This window comes from Candidatus Methylomirabilota bacterium, from assembly GCA_003104975.1.
Taxonomy (GTDB): Bacteria; Methylomirabilota; Methylomirabilia; order Methylomirabilales; family Methylomirabilaceae; genus Methylomirabilis.
The window spans coordinates 237,468-261,512 of the sequence record PQAM01000010.1 but is presented as its reverse complement, the minus strand read 5'-3'; the positions used below and the strand labels follow the sequence as shown (position 1 = coordinate 261,512).

16 protein-coding genes are annotated in these 24,045 nt (G+C 60.3%); all 16 read right to left on the bottom strand.

All coding sequences use genetic code 11. The features are described from left to right. Nucleotides 1-6: 6 nt before the first annotated feature. A complete protein-coding gene (locus tag C3F12_08100) occupies nucleotides 7-636 on the bottom strand; it encodes a hypothetical protein (protein ID PWB46017.1) in 630 nt (209 codons plus the stop codon). A gap of 98 nt (nucleotides 637-734) precedes the next feature. Then, nucleotides 735-2,882 (bottom strand): hypothetical protein, encoded by a 2,148-nt coding sequence (locus tag C3F12_08095; GenBank protein ID PWB46016.1) that lies wholly within the window; start codon nucleotides 2,880-2,882, stop codon nucleotides 735-737. A gap of 160 nt (nucleotides 2,883-3,042) precedes the next feature. Beyond that, entirely contained in the window at nucleotides 3,043-3,444 is a 402-nt protein-coding gene (locus tag C3F12_08090; protein ID PWB46401.1) for a hypothetical protein, read from the bottom strand. A gap of 149 nt (nucleotides 3,445-3,593) precedes the next feature. Next, the gene (locus C3F12_08085; protein ID PWB46400.1) at nucleotides 3,594-4,889 is read right to left on the bottom strand and encodes a hypothetical protein; all 1,296 of its coding nucleotides are present in this window, start codon (nucleotides 4,887-4,889) and stop codon (nucleotides 3,594-3,596) included. A gap of 7 nt (nucleotides 4,890-4,896) precedes the next feature. Further along, on the bottom strand, nucleotides 4,897-5,985 hold the full coding sequence (locus C3F12_08080) for a cytochrome bc complex cytochrome b subunit (GenBank protein ID PWB46015.1): 1,089 nt from the start codon (nucleotides 5,983-5,985) through the stop codon (nucleotides 4,897-4,899). Between the two features lie 5 nt (nucleotides 5,986-5,990). Next, nucleotides 5,991-6,446: a plastoquinol--plastocyanin reductase gene (locus tag C3F12_08075; GenBank protein PWB46014.1), complete on the bottom strand. Its 456-nt coding sequence runs from the start codon at nucleotides 6,444-6,446 to the stop codon at nucleotides 5,991-5,993. A gap of 124 nt (nucleotides 6,447-6,570) precedes the next feature. Continuing rightward, nucleotides 6,571-8,970, bottom strand: coding sequence for a hypothetical protein (locus C3F12_08070; GenBank protein ID PWB46013.1), 2,400 nt, complete (start codon nucleotides 8,968-8,970; stop codon nucleotides 6,571-6,573). Nucleotides 8,971-9,001: 31 nt separating this feature from the next. After that, complete coding sequence (locus tag C3F12_08065; GenBank protein ID PWB46012.1) at nucleotides 9,002-9,997, bottom strand: hypothetical protein; 996 nt, start codon at nucleotides 9,995-9,997, stop codon at nucleotides 9,002-9,004. Between the two features lie 159 nt (nucleotides 9,998-10,156). After that, nucleotides 10,157-12,508: a hypothetical protein gene (locus tag C3F12_08060; GenBank protein ID PWB46011.1), complete on the bottom strand. Its 2,352-nt coding sequence runs from the start codon at nucleotides 12,506-12,508 to the stop codon at nucleotides 10,157-10,159. Between the two features lie 42 nt (nucleotides 12,509-12,550). Then, complete coding sequence (locus C3F12_08055) at nucleotides 12,551-13,555, bottom strand: hypothetical protein (GenBank protein PWB46010.1); 1,005 nt, start codon at nucleotides 13,553-13,555, stop codon at nucleotides 12,551-12,553. A 233-nt stretch (nucleotides 13,556-13,788) separates the two neighbouring features. Further along, nucleotides 13,789-16,212 (bottom strand): hypothetical protein, encoded by a 2,424-nt coding sequence (locus C3F12_08050; GenBank protein ID PWB46009.1) that lies wholly within the window; start codon nucleotides 16,210-16,212, stop codon nucleotides 13,789-13,791. A gap of 151 nt (nucleotides 16,213-16,363) precedes the next feature. Beyond that, on the bottom strand, nucleotides 16,364-18,694 hold the full coding sequence (locus tag C3F12_08045) for a hypothetical protein (protein PWB46008.1): 2,331 nt from the start codon (nucleotides 18,692-18,694) through the stop codon (nucleotides 16,364-16,366). Between the two features lie 302 nt (nucleotides 18,695-18,996). Next, entirely contained in the window at nucleotides 18,997-19,359 is a 363-nt protein-coding gene (locus C3F12_08040) for a hypothetical protein (protein ID PWB46007.1), read from the bottom strand. Between the two features lie 64 nt (nucleotides 19,360-19,423). After that, nucleotides 19,424-20,872: a polysulfide reductase gene (locus C3F12_08035; protein ID PWB46006.1), complete on the bottom strand. Its 1,449-nt coding sequence runs from the start codon at nucleotides 20,870-20,872 to the stop codon at nucleotides 19,424-19,426. Next, the gene (locus tag C3F12_08030) at nucleotides 20,853-21,554 is read right to left on the bottom strand and encodes a 4Fe-4S ferredoxin (protein ID PWB46005.1); all 702 of its coding nucleotides are present in this window, start codon (nucleotides 21,552-21,554) and stop codon (nucleotides 20,853-20,855) included. The genes C3F12_08035 and C3F12_08030 overlap by 20 nt, the downstream gene beginning before the upstream one ends. A gap of 11 nt (nucleotides 21,555-21,565) precedes the next feature. Further along, nucleotides 21,566-24,007: a hypothetical protein gene (locus C3F12_08025; GenBank protein PWB46004.1), complete on the bottom strand. Its 2,442-nt coding sequence runs from the start codon at nucleotides 24,005-24,007 to the stop codon at nucleotides 21,566-21,568. Between the last annotated feature and the right edge of the window lie 38 nt (nucleotides 24,008-24,045).

Here is a 24,045-nt window from a genome sequence, read left to right as displayed (position 1 = left end):
ATCTTCTCACTTGCTTGTTTCCGCGTTTTCCTGCGAAGGCTTATCAGGGCGTGCTATCTCGGCGATCCATCCCTTGACCCGCTTGGCATCGTCGGAATCCGGCGGGACGAGTGCCAGAAACCGTTTGAACGCCTCAGTGGCGCCCTTTGCGTCTCCCTTCTCCTTCAGGGCCTGCCCCTTGTCGAACAGGGCGTGAGCGTACTGGGGGTTCAGGCGCAGCGCCCGGTCATACAGCCTGATGGCCTCATCGGGACGGCCACTGCCCATCATGATGACCCCGAGATGGGTGAGCGCCTCAACCTGGTTGAGATCGCTGATCAGGACTTGATGATATTTGTCCCAGGCCGCTTTGAGATCGCCGGCTTCAAGTGAGGCGTGCGCCGCCTTCAGAGCCGCGTCAATCTCCGATGGCGAGAGTTTGGGACCGGGTGCGGCGGCCGTCGGCGTGGCCGGCGGTTGTGGTTGCGGGACGAGTGGAACGAAGGCCGAGGCCAGATACCCCAGGAGAAAGCCGACGGCCAATGTGCTGCTCAACATGATAACGAGACGCATCTTACCGGTGGATCGTGACTTCTCCGCAACCTTCTCTGTGTCTACTGTATATGCCATGGCTCGATCAGTCGTAACCTCCCTCATCAGTACCCCTCGCACCTCCCTCAGATGGGGAGGAGACAGGGAGACTTCGGTAATGACGGTTCCAACAATGAATGTCACAACGTGTGAGATACACGATTCTAGGAATCCGGTGACTTCGCCGTCTCCGCCGGCGGTAAGGCATGCAGCGCGGATTCCGCCGTCAGGATCTCGTCCAGTTCGGCGGGATGCTCCTGGGCCATCTGTGCCCCTGTCAGCCTTCCCGTCAGCCAGACCATATTCATCGGATAGATGTCAGGCCGGAAGATCACGCTGTAGAGGTGCCAGACCAGGATCGCCAGCGTAGCCAACCAGGCCTCGTAGTAATGGACGACTGTCGCCAAGTCGATCACCAACAGGGGCCAGCGCCTCAGCGCCGCCGTCTGGAACCACATGATGCACCCGGTCCCGGCCATGACAACGGTTCCCCACACGACCGCCCAATACTCCAGCTTTTCCACATAGGTAAAACGGGAGAAACGGGGCCGGTGTGACCGAAGCCCCAGATTGAAGGCGATCATGGCCCACGCCTCGCCGATATCCCGCCGACAGGGACGCATCACTCGAAACTGCGTCCGGCCGCGCCGGGTCTCAAAAAGATAGATCAGATGGTACACCGCAGCCAGCGTCATCAGCACACCGGCAATTCGATGGAGCCCGGCGCGTACGGCATATCCCTGTTCGATCCAGACCAGCGGACGCGCCCACCACGCGTCAGGAAACTTCAACGCAAAGCCGGTGACCGCCAGGATCGTAAAGGTGACGAGCAACGTCAGGTGCTGTATCCGCTCGTTCAGTGTCCAACGTTCAAAGAACCGGCCGGCCACCCGTGGCGGCACACTCAGTCCGTCTGTTCGCCGCCTCTCTGCCCGCCAACACTCTCGCAGATGCGCCAGGAAGTCAAGTCCGTTGTGCAGGCTCATTCCGCCGATGACGAGAGCGATCATTGCGAGGTAGATCCGCCGGACCAGGGTCACCCATGGGTGCTCGCCGAACCCTGGGGCGACGTGGATCCTGGTGCCGGCCAACTGCATACCGGCCCCTTGGTGGCACTGCCCGCAGGTACGCGCGAGGTTGCTCGGATTAACGGTGGAACGGGGATCGGCCGATGGCCGAATGTTGTGGACTCCGTGACAGCTTGCACAGTTGGCGACGACGGGCGATCCGCCTCTCACCGCCAGGCCGTGAAAGCTCTCAAAAAACGTTCCGGCGCGGCGCGGCGCGAGGCCGAACTCCTCGATCACCGGCGTCGCCTCGTGACAGGCCGCACAGGTCTTGGAGATCGCAAGCGGCGCCACCCGCGATCCCGGGGCGCGGGTGGCGGTGATCCCGTGCTCCCCATGACAATCAGTACAGGTCGGCGCCGCGAAAATCCCGCGTGAGACGGCCTCTCCATGGATGCTGTCTTGAAACTGCTCCGCCTCGTCGCTGTGACAACGGCGACAGGTATTCGCAACGTTTCTCGGAAAAATCGGCGACGCGGGATCGGCGCCTCGTCGAATCTCGTGGGCGCCATGGCAGTCGGTGCAGGTCGCGGCAGCAAGGTTGCCTTTCTGCAGAATAGCCTGGCCGTGAACACTCTGGGTAAAGAGCGCAACGACCCGCGGCCTCGAAATCCGTTCTTCGGCGATAACTCTCGGATCCCCATGGCACCGGGCACAGGTCTCGTGAATCCGTGAGCGATGGGCAGGCGATGCAGGATCACGACGAGACGCGACGGAGTGGGCGGTATGACAGGTCACGCAGGTCGGCAGGTTCCGGGTCCGTTCTCCGAGACGACCGGCATGAATCCCAGTCGCCATCTGTGCGGCCTGCACGGTGTGACACGACGTACAGATCGTGTCGGCATCGACCGAGATCTTTTGAATCTGATGACTGCCATGGCAGGCGATGCAACTGCCGCTTGGCTCGCCGCTTTTCAGCTTGGCATGAGCACTGTCCGGAACCCGCTCATGGGGCCGACGGTGGCACGTATGACAGCGGACCGGCGGCGGCGTGTCGGTGTGAGGTCCTTCCGAGATGTCACGATGGCACCCGATACAGGCGAGCGTGCGGTGTGCCGATTGAGCCAGATCGGCCGGCTCGACGAACAACGAACCGGGTTGTCCCCCTTCGTTCTCTTTTTTCAGATCGGGATCGTTGTGGCAGGTCAGACACACCTCGGACGAGGACGTAGGCCCCGGGACGGCTGCCACGGTGTTCGGGGCTGCGACGAAACACAGCCAGACAGCGAAAAGGGTCCTGACCACCTTTCCGCAGTCTACGCTCCTGGTGATTACGTACGATATGGCGCCGCTACCCACGTTCCCAACCAGGATGCACGACAGTCGCGATCGGGAAGCGGCAGCCCCTTTAATCGACTGCCGAACCCGACCCAGTTGCTATGTCTCGGTGCTTACCTGCACAGCACTATGACGCTGAGGAGGCGGCGGCGGGGGATGCCGGGACCTTATGACACTTCAGGCAGTTGCCCATCTCCTTCGTCGAGAATACAACCTTGCCGTTGTGACAGGTGCCACACGCTTTGCCTTCATCGTAGGCCTTCATCGTCAGGTCCGGAGAGGTTCCGATCTTGGTCTTGAACGGTTTACCCTTGCCATGACAGTTCAGGCACTTCTGCCCTTTTGCCATATGCAGGTTGTGATCGAATGTCACCTTCCCGGGGCTCGGATTACCCTGTTCATCCTTCGTCTTCTGCTCAAAGGTGAAGGGAGGGGGGATTTTCGGCTTGGGTTGGGCCATACTGCGAGCCGGCGTAACACTCACGATCAGGAGGCTCGCGAAAGCCAATATCGCGCTCCTTCCAATCACTGATGTCATTGTTTCTCCTTTCTGTGGGCGAGCTTCTTGACTCGTACGCATCTCACTGAGTTCTCCGACTGCATCCGCTCGAGGTCTTCGCACACATTACCGGAATGTGTCATCGATCCCCTGAACTATAGTCACTTCGCGCCATCGTGTCAATGCCGGTCGCCTGTCAGATCGCCTGATTCCGGCCCTCTCCGTCGGTCAACCTCTCTGATCTTCAGGAAAAGGCCGACCAGGACCGCAATAATGATCAGCATGGACGCGGCCAGCCCCTTTCGGCGGAATTGTACCTCGGCCAGAAGGTTGTGGCCACTCTCGAGACTCTTCTGGGCAACCTCCAGCCCCGAGTCGGTGGCGGTCTTGATCGCTTCCGCATCAAGCGAATGGACGGTCGCTCTCGCCTTAATCAAGGATTCGTTGGCGGTAATCAACTCAAACCGAGGAATACCGATCTCCATCCCTGCGTGCTCGGCCCGGGTGAGGATCGCCGAGGCCTGATCGATCCGACCCGCAAGGGCCTCGATCATCGATCGCAACTCCGCAGCCTTTTTGAGCGGCGCAGAGTCGGATTCATGGCAGGTCGCGCACGGGGTGCCCTCGCCTCCGCCCAGCATCGCCTCAGACGGGTACGTAATATCGTGATTGCTGTGGCATGTCACGCACGCCGGCATCCCCAGTTCGTCGAAGGCCGACCTGTGCGGACTCTTGGCGAAGAGATCGGCCGTGACAACGTGGCAGGAACTGCAAACATTCACCACCGAATCGACGCCGGGGGGCGCCGCACCGTGACTGCCATGGCAACTGCTGCATGTCGGAGAAGCGAGATCGGCTCGCTTCGTCAACATTTCGTAATGAACGCTTTGCTGGTATTTTTCAAGCTGATCGGTGGGGATTTGGTACGGCTTCATGTACTCGGGATTGCCGTGGCATCCGCCGCAGGTCTCGGCAACATTAGTCGGATAGGTCCAGGCCATCTGATCTTTGACGGAGCGGATGGCATGGACATCATGACAACTGATGCAGACGGCAACCTTCTGATCCCCTTCGCGAAGTCGCTTGCCGTGAACGCTGGTATAGTACTCCTTTACTTGGTCCGTCCGAATGGATGGATTAAACTGCCGCATATAGCGCGGATCGCTGTGGCATTTCCCGCAGGATTCAGGAATTCCCTGCCGCGTCGGCTTTCCCACAAATCCCTTTGCCGGGCTATGAGCCTGCCCCTTATTGTCAAGCGCGGTCTGATCGCCGCCGTGACAGCTATGGCATCCCAGTCCTCGCGCCAGGTGGTAATCGTTTTTTATCTTAAAGGCCGGACGGTTAAGACGCTCTTCCCGTAACGCCCTGTGACAATCGACACAGGCGTCCTCGGCGTCGGCGAACGGTGTGCGGATCAAGGCCGCCGCGATGAGAACAATGCCCAAGCAGACGGCGCGCAGTGCGATCCCCACCACCCTGTTATGGAACGGCGGGCGCGACATATCCAAGTACGGTAAATATGACAATGTACGCAATGATACCGATTCCGATCCGTCGGAAAAGCGGACTCGGCTCGCCCAGAGCCGACTTCTTGTCCAGAAATGGGACCAGCAAGAGAAACAGCCCGCCCAGACTGAAACCCAGTACCCCCAAGACCTCGCCGTCAAACGGGCCGATTTTGGCCGGGATATACTTCAGGCTCTGAAACATAAATACAAAGTACCATTCCGGCCTGATTCCTGCCGGCGCCGGCGCGAAGGGATCCGCCTTTTGTCCCAACTCCCATGGGAACAGCGCGGCCAAGGCGGCCAGGAGTCCGAGCGTCACGAACCAGCCGAACAGGTCGCGAAGCAGGAAATTCGGGACAAACGGCATGGCCCGGAGCGGTTGTCCTCGGTGTGCGCGTTCCACAGATGGGGGAACACTCATCCCCTGCTTCTGGACCAGAAACAGGTGGAGGGCGAGAATTGCAGTCGTCAAGGCCGGTAAGATGGCAATATGGATGCCGTAGAACCGGGAGACTGTCGCGCCGGTGACCTCGTCGCCACCGCGCAGGAGCCTCATCAGGAGATGACCCACAAGCGGAAACTGCCCGGCAATCTCGGTGCCGACCTTGGTGGCGAAATATGACAGCACATTCCACGGCAGCAGATAGCCACTGAAGCCGAAGAACAGCACAATGCCGAACAACAACATTCCGGTGACCCATGTCAGCTCGCGAGGCTTTCGATAGGCCTGCATAAGATAGACGCTGAACGCATGGATCATCATCATCAGCACCATCAGATTGGCCGACCAGCTATGGATCGAGCGCACAAGCCAACCGAACTGAACGTCGGTCATGATGAACTGTACGCTCTCATACGCCTCTTCGCCGCTGGGGCGGTAATAGAGGGTCAGCAGGATCCCGGTCGCCACCTGGATCGCAAAGAGAAAAAGGGTCATCCCGCCGAAATAATACCAGACTGAATGACGATGGACCGGGATGACCTTCTTCTGAATAAAATGTCTGATCGGCCAGAGATCGATTCGCTCTTCGAGCCAGGCCGTAATTCGAACGACCGCCACCCCACTTATCCTTTCATGACAATAATCTGATCTCCCCTGACATTCAGCTTCAGGGCCTCCAAGGGTCGTGGCGGGGGGCCGCTGATATTTTTCCCATTCAGATCGTATACGCCGTTGTGACAGGCGCACCAGATGTCCTGCCGATCTTCCCGGTATTGCACCGTACACTGCAGGTGCGTACAGACGGCCGAGAACGCGCGCAGATCGCCGCCGGAGGTCTTCACCAAAATACCCGGAAGACTTTTGAATCGAAATATCCGCCCAGAGTTCGCCTTCAGTTCCGCGAGCTTCCAGGGCAGGGTCACGCTGACGGTCGTCGGCTCGGCGAGCTTTGGAGGAATCAGGTATTTGACGATCGGATAAAAGATGGACACGAAGAGTACGCCGAGGGAACTCCCCAGCAACCAATTGACCATCCGCCGCCCATGATCAACCTGTTCGCCCTGCTCGTGCACGACCATTCCCTCCTTTACTCGTAAATATGAACAGCCAGTCCACCAGACAACACCCGGCAGGCTGGCTTGTCTGCTCCGTTCGCAGGCCACATACTAACACATGAGAGGCGCCTGGAATACGGGAACTCGCTCAGAACTGGTAGCGCAGCGTGAACGCCCCGATATGCGCGTCGTAGTTCTGGAGAAACCGGGCGCCTAAAAAGGTATCGGTTGTCGGCGGCAGATCCGCAAGCCCCGATTGCCTGATGGCATCGGTCGACCAATCCTTCTCGCGAAACTGCTCAAACCGATACTCGCCCTTGATGCTCCAATTGTTGGTCACATAGTAGCGTAGCGCAGCAATAAGGGTATGCAGATTGGTATTTGACAGCGGATAGCGAACAGCCCTCGCGCTCGCCTGCTGAGCCGTGGTACCGCTGGTCGGCGTCACCGGATTCAACGAATTAATGATCGTATCGGCATCCGAAAAGGTGTAGGTGAGCCGAAAATTGAGGCGCTTCGGGATCAGGCTGATATCGGCGCCGACCCCATAGGTATCCACCTTATCCCTGTTGATACTCCGCCAGTTGAAATCGGCAAAGTCACAGACCACGTTGCTGACGGCGGCGGTGGGATCCGTAAAACTGCATCCCGCTGCCGGGACGGTCGCCGTCGAGACGTTGCTGATAACCGGCCGGGACCGGGAGAGCTGATCGTATTTAAACTCCTCTCTCATGTAGTTCACGAAGAAGGACAGCCACCGAAACGGGCTGTAGGTCAGATCGGCGCCCAGACTCCATCCTTTGGAATCCTGTAACCCAAGCGGCGCCTTGTTAAAATCATCCCGGATAAGACTATAGGTTGTCGTAAAGTTCAGCGTCTCGACAGGGGTGATCGACGCCAGGATCTCGACCCTGTCCCTGGTTCGATCGGCCTCGTCGAATTTTCGAAGCAGAAGCGATTGACCCTGGAGGTTCAGGGCAAAGTCCTCTCCCTCGATATCCTGCACCACATGCGCCTCGTGAGCCTGGGTATTGTAATGACTGATATTACGCCAGCTCCTTCGGTAGGCACCGCGAAGCAAAAGCCAATCGAGGGGTGAGTAATCGATACTGCTCTTCAGGAAGTGCTCATTACTGGTCGGCACCTCACGCAGCTTCGGATCGCGGTCCCATCGCTCCCACTCGTAACCCAACTTTATATGAAGATCTTCCAGAAGGGCATAGCCCGCATCCAGGTGGGCATTGTGTTTAGTGTAGGAGAAGGGCGCGTTGGCGCGGGTGTCGACCGTCAGCGACGTATCCCGGACCGTATGCGCAGGAAATTCGATGATCGGCGACCGGTTGTCAAAGTCATAAAAGCGGTAGCCACCGTACAGCGTCAGCGGCACGGCAATGACCGGACGGCTCGTCGCATTAACGCTCACAAGGGCCGTTCTGACATCGCCGTTGAGGTCCTGACGGGGCAGGGCCAATTGAGGATCGCCGGCCAAGGCGGGGTTGATGGTATGTGGGACAAAGTTCTCATTCTGAAACCGCCAGCCGTACGAAAACCTCCCCGCGATCCGGGTACGCAGCGGGAGCGAGAGGCCGCCCGACAGAAACACGTTATGGGCATGGTTGCTCGGATCCATTGTGGTCCGACCGCGCGCCGACGTCGTCGGACTGTTGGTCGCGGAAAGCGGGTTGTCGAATACGATCGTCTCGATCCCCTGATCGAAGATCGAGGCCGCGTAGCCGAACCCCACATTCCAACCCGGCCTCGCATACTCGGTCTTGACCTCAACCTGATGGGTTCGATCAAAGCGGGGGGCTGGGAGTTCCACAATATTCCCGCCGGGGCTGCTGAATCCCGCGCCAAAGGGGATCGTTCCATCCTTTTCCGTATAGGTGTACCGGGCGCCGACATTGAGCGACTCGCTCAAGGCGTATTTGAATCGGAATCCCGCCTTGCTGGTCAGGAACGATAGATCGACGGGCGCCGCGTTGGCCAGAAATCCGCTCAATACAGCAGCACGGCCTGCTGGAGCGGCGGCCTCCACCGTCGATGCGACACCGGGCGGGAGCCTCAGCGTTACGGTGCTGTCTTCATGGGTCGTCGCAAACAGACTCCGCCCCGTCGTACTGAGCAGATGAGGGACCTGGTCCCAGAAGATCTCCAGCGAATAATCGCCGTACCGACCCGTTCGAAACAGATAGCTCTGATCCTGCTTGAAGCTGTCTATCGCGCTAAAGTCGATATAGTGCCTTTTGTCTTTGGTCTCCAATGAAAGCCGCAGATGGTCCAAAAATGGGCTCTCTTCGAGGACGCGGTACTCCTGGAACTTCGCTGAACTCCGACGGCCGTCGATGTCGCGATAACCGCCCTCAACATCCAATCCGGTCAGCTCAAAACCGAACGGCAGCCCGGCGTTCAGCCAGTTCACCCATGACGGGATCGCCTCCGGCGGCGGGGCCTCTTCGGCGAAACATACGGTCACGACGGCCGCGAAGAAGGCTGCCGCCGACAGCAACGCACGCCCGATCCGTCCTGTTCCACACGATACGCCCATGGCCCCCCTCCTCCGCTGTCAGATCGCTGCCTCAGTTCTCGAAGGCGAACCCTGAGGGATGGTTTGATCCATGGATCTTCTGGTGGCAGTTGAGACAGCCCCGGTTGATGACGAATCGTGACCCGGTCCTCGGATCGTACGGGTTCGTCGGGTGCCGGGTCTCGACATGACACTGCTGACAGAGGCGGGGGACCCTGACCTTCAGCAGTCTCGCATTGGTCGAGCCGTGCGGCTCGTGGCAGTTGGAACAGCTCTCTATGACGGGTGCGTGCTCCCACAGAAACGGCCCCCGTTTCTCGGCATGACAGCTATAACAGTTCTCGTTGACGGAATCCTCGCGGAGCATCGCCTGCGTCGCAGTCCCATGAGGATTGTGGCAGTCGGTACAACTGATCTTCCCCTCGCGCAGCGGCATGTGAGAGCTGCGCTGGAGTTGGGCGCGTCGGTTCTGGTGGCACTGCGAACAGACCTCGATCGCGGTCGGCTTTGCCAGATTGTACCGACTCGGCTCCATCACCTTGTGACAGGAGACGCACGCGACTCCCCGGACTTCGTGGGTGCTTCCTCTCCAGAAGGTGTGCTCACCCTTTTCGTGACAGCCGTTGATGCACGTGGCATTCTGGGCTTCGACCGGCTCTGCTCCCTTTTTGAAGGTCATCAACGTCTGTAATGCGCCCCCTTCCGTCTCCACGTGCGGGCCCGCAGGACCGTGACACGACTCGCAGCCGCGCTGCTCCTGGGGGGTCCGCGGGTTCACCGACATGACCCGCCCCATCATCGTCTTGTGGAAGCGCTGGGCCGGCTCCTCGTGACATACGAGGCAGGCGTCACTTCCCACGTACTTGGCGCTGGGCGGCGGACCGGTCCACGGAGGCCGGGGCGGATCGGTGCGTGTGGCGGATGGTGTGCGGGTTTGAAGGGTATCGGGACCGGGAGGTGGCGAGCCGAATCGACTACACGACCAGCCAAAGAGCAGGACAAGAGTGAAGAGAGCCGGAAGAACCAGCACAACGTCACGCTTCCTCATCTTCCACTCCTCAGATTGTTGAGCGGGAACCAGGAACGCGACTCTACCCGGAAATCAGGGCAGAACCTTACGATCTTCTGCACAAGATGTCAAGCACTTCCTGCTTATAAGAGGGGAAGGTGCGATAAGGCGGTCGGCCGCGCCGTCGGGAGGATGCGATCAGAACTGAACTCGGAGGAATCCCCCTAACACGTGTACGTCATAGTTGGAGTACCGAGAATCGAGGAGCAGGAACCGCGCGGCATTATCCAGCGTGTTGGGGAAGAGAACCGGCTGGAGGGTATCCCAGGCGAAATCGTTGAGACGATATCGCTCGAAGGCGTACCGGGCACCGATGGTCACGTATTGATTGAGCTTATAGGTCAACATGGCCATGATGTTATGAAGCTGACTCCTTGTGTCTGGGAAGGGAAACGCTTGAGCGCCTGAGCGGAAGTCGGCTTCAATGGGATTGGGATTAGTTGTCAGAATCTTCCCGATCGATCGAGTGAAGTGATACCCAAGGTTCAACGTCAGGCGATTCGGAATCAGCGCAGCATTCAAGCCTGCCCCCACCGATTGTGTGCGGTCATCGACACTGCTGTCCCAAGCGTTTGCCGGGTTAAAATCCAAGCTCCCGGTCCTGGAGATATTGCTCATCTTGAACTTCCCAAAGTCGTTGGCATAGAAGCCGTACAGGGTCATCCACTTGAGCGGCGTATAATTGGCATCAAACCCAAAGCCATATTCATGCTGCCGCTTCACGCCGAAATCGGAATCATTGAACTCGTCATTCAGATAGCGGAAGGTCCCAGAAAGGGAGAGTGGATCCAAAGGGGTGACCTGGACCATCACATCGGCCAGATCCCGTATCCGATTGGCCTGGTCGAACTTTCTGAGTCCTGCAAACTCCAGACCCGATACATACCTGCCCTTAAACTGCCGGTCGCCATGTCTATACGAGGCCCTCGCCGACAACCAGGAAAACGGCTTGAAATCCAGGGCTGCCTTGGCGATATGCTCGTCGGTCACGTCGGTCTCGCGGTTGTCGCGATTCCAGCGCTCGTATTCGTACCCGGTTTTCAGTGTCAGGGTCCGAAGCGCATGCCACGATATGTCCATCCCGGCGTTCTGCTTGGTGTAGGATTTGGGCACGTTCGCGATCGGCGATCCATCGTCAAATTCGGTTGTCCAAAACGAGTCGGGGTTGGCCGCGTAGCCGGGGAAGACGATTCTGGCGGTCTGGTTGTCATAGTCGTAATAACGGTAAAACAGATTCAGGGTGGTATCTTTGATGGCCCGGTTGGTTAGGGCATACGACTGGGTCAGGATCCGGATCTCCCCGTCGAGGGAACGCTCCGGCAGGGGCAGCGTCGCCGCCTGGGGGGAACCCGGAGCATTGGTGGCAAGAATGGCCGAATTGAGCGTAAACGGGAGGAACCGGTCGTCCTGAAAAAGCCAGGTGTGGGAGAGGCTCCCGGTGAACTGGGTCTTGAATGGCAGAAACACTGATCCGGATCCTGTAACAGCATGAGAGTGGTTATCCGGAAAGAGTTGGATCTGGGCTTCAGCAAATCGGCCCCGATTAAACGCTCCGGCGCCTGGCGCCAGCTCATCCGTATTATTGAACGGATTTTGCCAGTGGAGGCGCGTCGTATCGTTGCTGAAATTCATATAGTCATACCCCAGGTTGACGATCCATCCATCTCCGGAGAGGTCGGTGGCGAATCCGATCTGAGTGGTCTGGTGGTCGAGCGGCTCCGGCAGCTCAATCCCCAGAACCCGGAATGTGTCGCCCAGCCCCGGAACAAGCCGGCGTTCGTAGGTCCCCGTGCTCAACGCCCGGTTTCCCTCCTTGTCCTCATTGTCGATGCGGAAGCGGAAGTTCCACCTGAGGTCGCTGCCGGGATAGAGACTGTACAGGATGTCACCCTTGGCCCGACGCCTCTGGAGGCGAAGATTGAGATCGGGGGCGTCGTTGATGAGCGCGCGGGCCAGATTGGCGGTCGCGACGTCGCCCGTATCCGGCGCCGCTGGAGGGGAGTTCGGGTCGTTGTCGGTGAAGAACTGGCGGGCCGTCGTGTTGGCAAATACGAAGTTGCCGCCGCCGGTGTGGGTCAGAAGACTCTTGGAGCCTCGTGAGAAGAAATGGGGGATCTCGTCCCACGAGAAATTGACCATCAGCTCACCGTATTTCCCAAAGGTGAGATCAAATGACTGGTCATCCCTATCGATGTTTGTGCCGGAGCCTCTGAGATAATACGGGTTGTCCTTCCCCTCCAGGCCGAACTGGAAGAGGTCGAAGTTGAATCCACGGTGGACCTCCCGGTACTCCTCAAACTTCGAGGTCCGCGTACCGTGACTAAACTCCTTGAGCTGAACCCCGATCTGTCCCTCCCCAAAGAGGGTAAACTTCCTCCCGTCAAGCTCTATCTCCTGTTCGGCATAGAGGATACCCGGAAGTGCCAGAAGCAGGAAACCGAGCGAGAAGAACGCTGACCCAACCCACCGAACCAGCTTATTGGCGTTCATGGTTGGCCCTCTCACGATCGATGGGAGCGATGCACTTTCGGCCTAACGGAAGAACAGCGGCCCAGAGGGGTGATTGCTCCCATGGATCCGGTTGTGGCAGTTCGTGCAACCTCGGTTGATCATGAAAAACTGATCGGGACGCCCAGCGATCGTCTGGTGTCGTCCCTGCATATGACAGCTCTGGCACAACCTGAAGCTGTTGGTCTTGAGCAGTTTGTCATGGTTTGACCCGTGAGGCGTATGACAGTTGCCGCAATTCTCCTTGACGGGGGCATGTTCCCATAGGACGGGACTGCGAAACTCCGCATGGCACCCATAACAGGTATCGTTGACCGAATTCTTCACCAGCATGGAGGGGGCCTGGCTCCCATGAGGATCATGGCAGCTCGTGCATGACATCTTGCCCTCTTTAACCGGGTGGGTTGAGCGCTCGTAGAGGTGCCGCTTCATCTCCACGTGGCATGCATTGCACGTTTCGGCGACAGTGGGTCCCTTCAGGATCGCCTTCGCCATCTGAGGACGGTGGGCGGTATGACAATCGACGCAAGAGATGCCACGAGTTCCATGGACGCTGCTCGCCCAGAACATCTGCTTCACATCTTTCGTGTGGCACGCGCCCAGGCACTTGGCGTTTTGCACCTCGACCGGTTCGGCGCCCTTTCTGAACGTCACGATCGTCCCAAGCGCTTCCCCCTCGGTCTCGACGTGCGGGCCTCCCGGATCGTGGCACGTCTCGCAGTTCAGCTTCTGCCCCGCAGTCTGAGGGTTCTTTGTAAAGAGTTTCCCCATGTGCGTCGCGAAAAAGGGATCAGCCTTCTTGTGACATTCGAGACACGCCGGCACTCCCACGTATTTGGCGCCTGCGGGCGGACCTGTCCATCGAGGCTTGGACGCGTCGGTTGTTGTTGTAGAAGGGGCTTGCGCGGTGAGCTCTTTGGTCCCTGAGGAGGGTGAGTCGGGCGACCAGGGAAGACGACTGCAGGACGATCCAACGAGCAGGACAAGGGTCAACACGGCTGCAAGAGTCACAACGTCACGTTGGTTCATTTGTCACTCCTCACGTTGTCGAGCGGGGATCGGAGGCGCAACTTTGACTCTACATCCGCGCAACACCTTATGATCTTCGACATGAGATGTCAAGTGATTCTTGGTGATGCTTGGTGAGGCGGGAAGTCCGATGGTGTGAACAGGTGGGGAGTCGTACGGCTCCCCACCTGTTCGATCGGGACGTTCGCGATTGCGGAACGTTCCAGCACGGGCCTTCAGCGGTTACGTGGTCCTTAGTCGTTATCTTTCTTCTTTCCCTTCTTCACCTTCTTCACCTTCTTCATCTTCTTCTTCTCCTCCTTCTTCTCCTTCTTTTTGGTGCCCTTCACGTCAGTGGTCGCAGTTGCCTGATTGGTACGGGAGGAGTCGTCCATGATGGTCACGGTCCAGGCGATCTTCCCTGCCGCCGTCGGTGTGTACGGCGGGAACGACCAGGTCGTTTCTTCCTCCTCTGCCTCAACGACTACCATGATGGTCTGGTTGTACACCTCCACTCCGTTTTGCATTCCCACCAGGGTGGCAGGCGTCTCTCCACTCGACTCTTCCTCATTCTCGATTTCAAGCTTGAACGTGACCTGCTGACCGACCTTGACCTTTTTGGTTGCTTTGAAGTGCTCGAGCTCGATGTCTAGCCCTCCGGGCGGGGGCGGTTGGACCGCCTCCGCGGTCAGGGTCACCGGGACCGATGGTGTGGCCAGGTCGTTGCTTGCAACCAGACACTCCATGGCCATCGTCCCTGCCTGGGTCGGCGCGTAGCTGATCGTGACCGTTTGCTGGGCGCCTGGGGCCAGGGTAAATGGGGCCGGAGGAGCATACGTCAGCTCCGCACTGGCCGCGTTACACGAGCCGATGCTGGTCACATCCAGCGGGGCGGTGCCCAGGTTGGTGATGGTGACGGTCTTGGACACCGAGCCCCCCACCACAACCGTGCCGAAGTTGAGCGAGGTCGGCGTCAGGCCGATGGTCGGTTGTGGATCGGGTGGCGGCGGCGGGATATTCCCGATCCCGGTGACCGCCAGGTTCGCCGAGGGCGTGGCCGGATCGTTACTGGCGATCGCGAGACACCCGGCATCGGTCCCGGCATCCGCAGGGGTATAGTGGACGGTCAGCGTCGTGCCGGCGCCTGGCGCGACGGTCAGCGGGCTACCCGGCGACCAGGTGAACTCTCCGCTGGTTCCTGGACACAGGGCGATGCCGGTGATTTCAAGCGAGGCTCCTCCTGTGTTCTGGATCGTTGTCGTCAAATCTCCTGACGGACCGCCGACGTTGACCGTGCCGAAATCGAGCGAGGGCGGCGTCAGGCCGATTGCCGGTTGTGAAGGGGGTGGCGGGACACTGCCCGTCCCTGTCAGCGACAGGCTGGTGGGCGAGGTCGAGGCGTTGCTGGTGATCGTCAGCGAGCCGGTGTCCGTGCCTACGTCCACCGGCGTGTAGGTGACGGTGAGGGTCGTGTTGGCGCCGGCCGCAACGGTAAAGGGTGGCGTCGGGGTAAAAATATACTCGGCGCTCGTCCCTGCCGCCGGTGCGATGCCGGTGACGTCCAGGGCAGCATTCCCGGTATTCTGGATCTGTGTCGTCCGCACCGCCGGCACGCCGCCTACCGCGACCGTGCCGAAGTCCAGCGCGGCGAGGCTCAGACTAATGGCCGGTTGTGAAGGGGGTGACGGCACACTGCCCGTCCCTGTCAGCGACAGGCTGGTGGGCGAGGTCGAAGCGTTGCTCGTGATCGTCAGCGAGCCGGTGTCGGTGCTGGCATCGGTCGGCGTGTAGGTGACGGAGAGGGTGTTGCTGCCCCCGACGGGAATCGTGAGGGGAGCGGCCGGCCCGAAGGTGTACTCGGTGCTCGTCCCCGCCGCCCGCGCAATGCCGGTGACGTTGAGCGTGGCCGTGCCGGTATTCCGGATCTGGGCGGTCAGGGTGACCGTGCTGCCGGTGTTGACCGTCCCAAAGGTGAGCGACGCCGGGTTCAGTGAAATGGCGGGCGCCGCCGGGGCAGCCACCGTGAAGCTGTTGGTCGCGACGATCTCTTGGCCGTGGTTTGGATTGGTGGAATCGGGCGTCCAGCGGGGACCGAACACTGTCGTGCCGCCCACGTTGCCCTTATCAAATTGGTTCCCGTACCAGGCGACGTTCCAGGTGTAGGTCCCCGGCGTGGTCGGCGCAGTCGCGGTGAGCGTGATCGGATAGCCTGTGTTGCCGCAGCACTTGCCGATTCCCTGGGTCGGCCCGCTACTGCGCACCAGCTCTTTCATTGTTTGATCGTACAGAATGGCGCGAATCCATCCGGATTGTCCGTCTGGTCGGTGGCCGCCCGTAATCGTGACACTCACCTGTTCGCCGGGCGCGTACGAGGTTTTATTGGTGGCGCCCGCCACGTTCATGCCGGTCATGCCGGTACTCGAATGCGTCCCATGCGAGTGGCACCCCTGACAGGTGGCGGGCGTGGGTGCTGAGTGGCAGGCAAAGCACGCGCCAATGCCGCTGAAATACTCTGGCTTCGCCTCGGCGGTGCGCGGCGCCAGACCCACGGAAAGCAGGGCCGCCAGCCAAAGGACACCAAGCAGACACGCCATTACACCGGGAAACCTTCTGAACCGCACACGCATTTTTGTTTCCTCCTCCACTGCATCCCACATGTTGCGGTTGACCTCAGACATTGACGTTCATCGTTACTGCACTGCAGACAGAGCGAATCGGGAACAGGCGCTGAAGATGCGCGTAAACAGGTGGGGAGCCGGACGGCTCCCCACCTGTTCGATCGGGACGTTCGCGATGCGGAACGTTCTCGCATAACGGGCCTTCGGCAATTTAGTGGCCGTTACCCTTCTTACCCTTAACCTTCGTGATGGCTGTTGCCTGATTGGTACGGGAGGAGTCGTCCACGATGGTCACGATCCACGTGATCTTCCCCTTTGCCGTCGGCGTATAGGACGGGAACGACCATCTCGCTTCTTCCATCGCCGGCTCGGCGAATATGGTGATGGTTTCGTTGTACACCTCCACGCCGTTCTGGATCCCTACCAGGCTGGCAGGCAGCTCTCCGCTCGAGTCTTCTTCATTCTCGATGTCAAGCCTGAATGTGACCTGCCGGCCGATCTTGACTTTTTTGGTCGCGCGGAAGTGCTTGAGCTCGATGTTCAGCCCTCCGGCCGGCGACGGCGAGACCCCTTCCGCGGTCAGGTTCACCGAGACCGATGGTGTGGCCGGGTCGTTGCTTGCAACCAGGCACTCCATGGCCATCGTCCCGGCTTGGGTCGGCGCGTAGCTGATCGTGACCGTTTGCTGGGCGCCCGGGGCCAGGGTAAATGGCGCCAGAGGAGAATACGCGAACTCCGCGCTGCTTGCGTTACACGAGCCGATGCTGGTCACATCCAGCGAAGCGGTCCCCAGGTTGGTGATGGTCGCAGTCTTCGAGACCGAGCCCCCCACCACGACTGTGCCGAAGTCCAAAGCGGTCGGCGTCAGGCCGATGGTCGGTTGTGGATTGGGTGGCGGCGACGACGAGATACCCCCGGTCCCAGCGACTGCCAACTGCGCCGACGGCGCGGCCGGATCGTTACTGGCGATCGCGAGACACCCAGCGTCGGCCCCCGCATCCGCCGGGGTATAGTGCACGCTCAGCGGCGCGCTCGCTCCGGACGCGACGGTCAGCGGCGTGCCCGGCGACCAGGTGAACTCTGCGCTCGTCCCGGCGCACAGGGCAATCCCGGTGATTTCAAGCGAGGCTCCTCCTGTGTTCTGGATCGTCGTTACCAGTTCACCGGCTGGCTCGCCCACCGCGACCGTACCGAAGTCCAGCGAGGTCGGCGTCAGGCCGATGGTCGGTTGTTGACCGGGTGGCGGCGGGGCGACACTGCCCGTCCCTGTGAGCGACAGGCTGGTCGGCGAGGTCGAGGCGTTGCTCGTGATCGCCAGCGAGCCGGCGTCGGTGCCCGCGTCCACCGGCGTGTAGGTGACGGTGAGGGTCGTGTTGGCGCCGGCCGCAACGGTGAACGGCGCCGCCGGTGTGGAGGTGTACTCGGTGCTGGTCCCGGCAGCCGGTGCGATGCCGGTCACCTCAAGCGGGGCTGTTCCGGTATTCTGGATCTGTGTCGTCTTCACAGCCGGAGGGCTACCCACCGCGACCGTGCCGAAGTCCAGCGCGGCGAGGCTCAGGCTGATGGCCGGTTGTTGACCGGGTGGCGGCGGGGCGACACTGCCCGTCCCTGTAAGCGACAGGCTGGTCGGCGAGGTTGAGGCGTTGCTCGTGATCGCCAGCGAGCCGGTGTCGGTGCCGGCATCGGTCGGCGTGTAGGTGACGGAGAGGGTGTTGCTGCCCCCGGCGGGAATCGTGAGGGGAGCGGCCGGCCCGAAGGTGTACTCGGTGCTCGTTCCAGCCGCCCGCGCGATGCCGGTGACGTTGAGCGTGGCCGTCCCGGTGTTCTGAATCTGGGCGGTCAGTGTGGCTGTGCTGCCGGTGTTGACCGTACCGAAGGTCAGCGACGCCGGGTTCAGCGAAATGGCGGCCGCCGTCGGGGCGGAAACCGTGAAGCTGTTGGTCGCGACGATCTCTTGGCCGTGGTTCGGATTGGTGGAATCGGGCGTCCAGCGGGGACCGAACACGGTGGTACCGCTCTGCGCGTCGGTCTTATCAAATTTGTTCCCGTACCACGCGACGTTCCAGGTGTAGGTCCCCGGCGTGGTCGGCGCAGGCGCGGTGAGCGTGATCGGATAGCCTGTGTTGCCGCAGCACTTGCCGATTCCCTGGGTCGGCCCGCTACTGCGCACCAGCTCTTTCATCGTTTGATCGTACAGAATGGCGCGAATCCACCCGCCGGTCGCGGTGCCGGACGGTATATGGCCGCCCGTAATGGTGACACTCACCTGTTCGCCGGGCGCGTACGAGGTCTTATTGGTGGCGCCCGCCACGTTCATGCCGGTCATGGCGGTGCTCGAATGCGTGCCATGCGAGTGGCACCCCTGACAGGTGGCCGGCGTGGGTGCTGAGTGGCAGGCAAAGCACGCGCCAATGCCGCTGAAATACTCTGGCTTCGCCTCGGCGGTGCGCGGCGCCAGACCCACAGACAGCAGGGCGGTCAACCCGACGACAACAAGCAGCCACGCCCCTAGGCCGAGAAACCTTCTGAACCTCACGCTCATCTTTATTTCCTCCTCCACTTCATCGTGTGTTTTTCTTTTCGCTGACCCGCTAGGATCCTGCACTCGGACCAGCGTTCTGTGCCTCAGGTCTTTGCCTTAGCGTTCAAGACCTATGCCAGAACGGGAGACTTGAATCTCATCCTCGAGTAACCCCTGATAAACTGGGAAGATTGGTAACATGCGCATCTCCCCTCAGCACCAGATGCACCTCGTTCGCAGGCCGGAACGTAAAATAGTTACACCGACAACCATAAGATCTACTCATCTCCGTTCCAGTCAGTTAAAGGAAGCACGCACAACACCTATGGCTTGGCAAAGGTCCGGATGTAGGCGATCACGTCGGCGATCTCCTGGTCGCTCAGCTTCGTCGCGTATCCCGGCATCGGCTTCTTGCCGTCCTTCGTGACCTTTATCAGGTCTGCATCGGTGAACTTGGCCATCTCCTTCTTGTTGGTGTAGTCCCTGGCTTTTGTCTCCAGCGTATCGGCCTTGGGCCCATCCCCTTTTCCTGTCTCCCCGTGGCACTTCAGGCACTTGTCCGCGTAAATCTTCTTCGCGTTCGCCATATCGGCTCCAAAGGCCGATCCGCCTGACATCGCACTTATCACCACGAACAACGTCGTAGCGCCTACGACCGAACAGAACCGCTTCAGTGGCATCCTCATTCTCTACGCCTCCCTCCCAAGGATATGTGTAGCCGAACCTCCTCGGTTCCCGACAGTCCGGCTTCTAATTTTGAAGTACCCTATCATCATCATTTCGGATTCGGACCGGCCTCGCCCCGAGGACCGCCCAACCCGGGAGGTAGCTCTCGATCCTTTCGCGAGCCTCCGCGAACCCTTTCTCCCTGCCCTCACGGATCTCCCAGATCGATACGATGGGAAACAGCTTACTGCAGAGCATGTACACCAGGATGAACATCGCAAGAAAACCGGCCGTCACCGACCATTCCACCCATGAAGGGTGATACACGCCTGTGGCGTACGGCAGACGTGGGTTGGCCAATGAGGGGACCACGATGGTCAAGCGCTCGAGCCACATTCCGACGGTCACGGCAACCGACGCCACAATGGTCCCCGTCACCGTCCGGGTCCGCCTGTTGCTGAGGATCAGCAGCGGGATCACGACGTTGGTCGCCATCATGGCCCAGAACAGCGGGGCATATGGACCAAAGAGCTTACTGAAGAAAACCGTCTGCTCTTTCGTTGCGCCGCCGTAATAGACGGTCAAATGGGCCGCAAAGGTGAAATAGAACCAGATCAGCGACATCGCCACGAGCAGCAGGCCGAGATTGGTGAAATGGGCCGGCTTGAGGTAGTTCTCAAGATGGTAGGCTCGCCTGATGACCCCCATGACGATGAGCAGCGCGGCGATGGCGGAGAAGATCGCCCCCGCAAAGTAGGGCCCCAGGATGATGCTGTGCCACATCGGCTGAATGATCATGGCAAATACCCAGGAATCGATCGGCAGCGCCGCCGGGATCACGAGGACGGACATCACCCCAATGGCGACCTTTAAGTACCGCTGCTGTTGCTCGCTTCCCGTCCACCCCAGGGCAAGCGGACGGTAGAGCCAACGGCGCCCCGGTACGCGATCCCGCAGGATCGCGATGTCGGGGATCAGCGCGAGGTAGAGGTAGATGCTGCTGATCGTCAGATACGCGGTGATGCTGATCATGTCCCAGAGCAATGGGGATTGAATGTTGCCGTCCCGAAAGAGTAAGAAGACGCGGTCCGGTCTGCCGAGATCGAGAACCACGCTTCCCACCCCGAAAAAGAGCGCAATGACCGTCATCATCTCGGCCGACCGGGTAATCGCCCGTCGCCATTCTGCCTGGCACAACCGAAGGATGGCAGAGATCAGGGTCCCGGCGTGGCTGATGCCGATGAAGAAGACGAAGTTCACCACATAGAGACCCCAGTAGACCGGTCGGTTCAGCCCCGTGGTGCCGAGGCCATTCCAGAGTTGATACAGCCAGGCGAAGAGCCCCCACGCAGCCACCGCGCCCAATGCGGCAGCAGTCCGGTAGAACCCGTTCCCGGTTGTGAGCATCGGCCGAATCAGGTCAGATTCCGGATCCTCGAACCGCGCCGCGTGGCTGCTGTAGTCATGCTCGGCTTGGACGCTCGGCCCTGAAAGGACCATACCTTGTTGGTGGCTACTCCTTTTTTCCGTCATAACGCTCTCCTTCCGTAAGGTAGTAAACCTTGGGCTTCGTACCCAGTTCCTCAAGCAGCCGGAAGCTTCGAGTGCTCTTCGCTAACCGCGAGACGGTGCTCTCCGGATCGTCCAGATCACCGAAGTACATCGCCTTGGTCGGGCAGGCCTGGACACAGGCCGGCACATAATCTCCTTCTCGAAGCTCCCTCCCCTCGATCTTCGCCTGCTCTTTGCCCTTTTGCAGACGATGGTGGCAAAACGTACATTTCTCGACGACCCCTACCGGTCTGACGGCCACGTCCGGATTAAAATGATCCGTCTGATCCGGCCACTCGGGTGTCGTCCAGTTAAAGTACTTCACCGTATACGGGCAGGCGCTGGTGCAGTAGCGACAACCGATGCAACTCGGATAGATTTGCGCGACCAGACCCTCCTCATCCTTGTAGGTCGCGCCCGTGGGGCACACCGCCGTGCAAGGCGGGTTATCACAGTGCATGCAGAGCCGCGGGATGAAGCGGGTTCTCACGTTCGGATAGTCCCCTTCGATGGTCGTGGGCACCTCGATCCAAGAGATCGCTCGACCTTTTTCGGCTTCCTCCGGCCCGGCGACCGGGACATTGTTCTCCGTCCGACAGGCCACCACGCAGGCCTGGCAGCCGTCACACTTATCCAGATCGATCACCATCCCCCATCGTGGCATTGACCCCTCCCTTACGCTTTCGACAGCCTGACCCGCGTCGCATACCAGGCGACGAATCCGGCCAACCGATCCCACTCCGCGCCGAGAATCCGGTTGGGATTCTCCCCTCTTCCGCGCGCCCATCGGCCATTCGCCGTATGCCCGTGACCAAGCGGCATGTTGACCACATCAGGCATCGCTCCCGGATAAAGGCGCACCCGCGTCTTGAACCTGCCGTGGGGTGACTCCACCCAGACCCAGTCCTTATCGGCAATCCCGAGCTGCCTGGCTGCCTTCGGATTGACCTCGATCCAAGAATCCCATGGCAGGCCTACCGGGTTTTTTGCAATCTCCTGGAGATGCGGCTGGCGCGCGCCACGGCTTCCGGCGTAGGTCGCGCCCTTGTAGGTATTGAGATGGAACGGATAGTCCTGGGCTGATCCCACAAACCGGGGGGGCTCGTAGTGTGGCAGATACGCCAGGTCTCCCCGGGCAGCGATGCCCAGCTCCTGGAGCAGATCGTCCACCGACTTCCCTGCCGCGGCGCGCTCCAAGACTCGCCGTAAGTGCTGCGAGTAGAACTCAAACTTTCCGGAGGCGGTCTTCAAGGAACTGCGGCGACCGTCGAACGGATAGACCGGATCCCACCATCCGCCGCACTCGACCAGTGCCTTCCAGAACTCCTCAAACGATCCGAAGCGGGTCGGCCGCGTCTTCGGTGCCGGCGACGCCGCGGGCTGACCGTCGGCGGGTGAGCCAAGAAACAGCGTGCCTCTCGCGCTTTGGAAGATCGCTTTCGCAGCCCCCTTCATGATCCCCTCGAAGTCGTCCCACGGCAGCGCCGCGGCAGTTGTGCCGCCCATCGCCTTGGCGATTCCGATGAGCACATCACCGGTGTGTCGCGTCTCATAGAGCGGTTTGCTGACCGGCCGCCTGATCCCAAAGACAGGGTTCTTCATCACAGGGAGCATCGGGTCATCCTGCCATCGCTCCAGATAGGTGTGATCGGGAAGGATCAGATCGGCCATCGCCGTGCTTTCATCCATGTACGGCGAGAAGCTCACAATGAACGGGATCTTGTCAAAGGCTTGTGCGAACCCCACGGCATCAGGATAGGCATGGATCGGGTTCGTGTTGTACAAGAAGAGGGCGTTGATCGAGTAGGGCTCACCTCGACGGATGCTGTGGGGAAGCTGCGAGGCAACGTGAGATGCGAGAGGAAAACGACGACTGCCGGCCTGATCGATTCGGGACATCGATCGTCCCCTTTTCGCAACGGCATCGCCCAGCACCGGAGGCCATGGCGCCGATGGGACCTCGGCCGGCAGCACGACTCCGCCGAGGACCTGAAGGTTTCCCACCAGTGCATTCAAGCAATGGATGGCCATCCGGGTATACAGGCCGTTGGTGTGCATGCTGGCCCCACGCTCGGCCAGCGCCACCGCCGGCTTCTCCCGAGCGAACCGTCTGGCCAGCTCGACGATGGTCTCGACCGGCACACCGGTAATCGCCGACACCGCATCCGGTCGGTAGTCTTTCAAGACGACCGACTTGAAGCCCAGATGAGAGACGCCCTGACCGTCGCGCCAGTCCTCAAACCCGAACGTCTGCCCCCGAACAAACACCTCATCGTGCAGGCCCTCTCGAACCATGACGTGCGCAAGACCAAGCGCGAGCGCCCCATCGGTACCCGGATTGATAGGGATCCACTTGTCGGCCTTCGCCGCGGTGAGCGACAGGCGCGGCTCCACGACAACAATGCTCGCCTTGGTCCCCGGCCGCTCCTGCCTCAGATACCCGTACGTCCGGTGGGCCAGGACGGGCGACCAGCCGGTCTCGAGCAGACTGTGGCCGAACGAGAGAATGAAGTTCGAATTTTCAAGATCGTACCCCACCAGCGTCTCGATCCCCTGAGTAAGCAGGACGGCCTTGGCCGTCCCGTCGGCGACGGTGCGGATGTAATTCGGAGACCCGTACACCTCCAGGAATCTGGCCAGTAGTCGGTCCATAAGGCCGCGCACCTGCCCGGCGAGGATGGCCACCGTATGAGGTTCGCCGCGCTCCCTGATCTCGGTGAGCTTCTCCGCCACCATCCGGATTGCGTCGTCCCAGCTCAGGCTCTGCCATTGCGACGAGCCCCTCCCGCCCAGCCGCCTCATCGGCCCTTTGATGCGATCGGGATCGTAGAGCGCCTGGAGACCCGACTGCCCCACGGCGCACAAGCGGCCCTGATTAATCGGATGAGCCGTAAGGCCGTCGATCTTGATCGGCTTGCCGTCGATAACCCTGACGCTGATGCCGCAGCCACCAGGACACTGCTGGCAGACAGAGGCGATCCATTGCTCAGGACCGGGCGGCCACGGCGATTGAGCCTTCTTGCTCTCGATCAGCCCTTCAAGGCCGCATCCCGGCAGCGCCAGCGTGCCGACGGCCGCGGTCGAGAGCTTCAGAAAATCGCGACGATTTAATTTCATCTCAGTCGTCCATGGCAGTCATGATTCACCTAATGTAG

What these genes read in the sequence shown, in the direction of transcription:
- C3F12_08100 (PWB46017.1), bottom strand. Translation starts at nt 636, where the DNA reads ATGAGGGAGGTTACGACTGATCGAGCCATGGCATATACAGTAGACACA.
- C3F12_08075 (PWB46014.1), bottom strand. Translation starts at nt 6,446, where the DNA reads ATGGTCGTGCACGAGCAGGGCGAACAGGTTGATCATGGGCGGCGGATG.
- C3F12_08070 (PWB46013.1), bottom strand. Translation starts at nt 8,970, where the DNA reads ATGGGCGTATCGTGTGGAACAGGACGGATCGGGCGTGCGTTGCTGTCG.
- C3F12_08065 (PWB46012.1), bottom strand. Translation starts at nt 9,997, where the DNA reads ATGAGGAAGCGTGACGTTGTGCTGGTTCTTCCGGCTCTCTTCACTCTT.
- C3F12_08060 (PWB46011.1), bottom strand. Translation starts at nt 12,508, where the DNA reads ATGAACGCCAATAAGCTGGTTCGGTGGGTTGGGTCAGCGTTCTTCTCG.
- C3F12_08055 (PWB46010.1), bottom strand. Translation starts at nt 13,555, where the DNA reads ATGAACCAACGTGACGTTGTGACTCTTGCAGCCGTGTTGACCCTTGTC.
- C3F12_08050 (PWB46009.1), bottom strand. Translation starts at nt 16,212, where the DNA reads ATGTCTGAGGTCAACCGCAACATGTGGGATGCAGTGGAGGAGGAAACA.
- C3F12_08045 (PWB46008.1), bottom strand. Translation starts at nt 18,694, where the DNA reads ATGAGCGTGAGGTTCAGAAGGTTTCTCGGCCTAGGGGCGTGGCTGCTT.
- C3F12_08040 (PWB46007.1), bottom strand. Translation starts at nt 19,359, where the DNA reads ATGAGGATGCCACTGAAGCGGTTCTGTTCGGTCGTAGGCGCTACGACG.
- C3F12_08035 (PWB46006.1), bottom strand. Translation starts at nt 20,872, where the DNA reads ATGACGGAAAAAAGGAGTAGCCACCAACAAGGTATGGTCCTTTCAGGG.
- C3F12_08030 (PWB46005.1), bottom strand. Translation starts at nt 21,554, where the DNA reads ATGCCACGATGGGGGATGGTGATCGATCTGGATAAGTGTGACGGCTGC.
- C3F12_08025 (PWB46004.1), bottom strand. Translation starts at nt 24,007, where the DNA reads ATGAAATTAAATCGTCGCGATTTTCTGAAGCTCTCGACCGCGGCCGTC.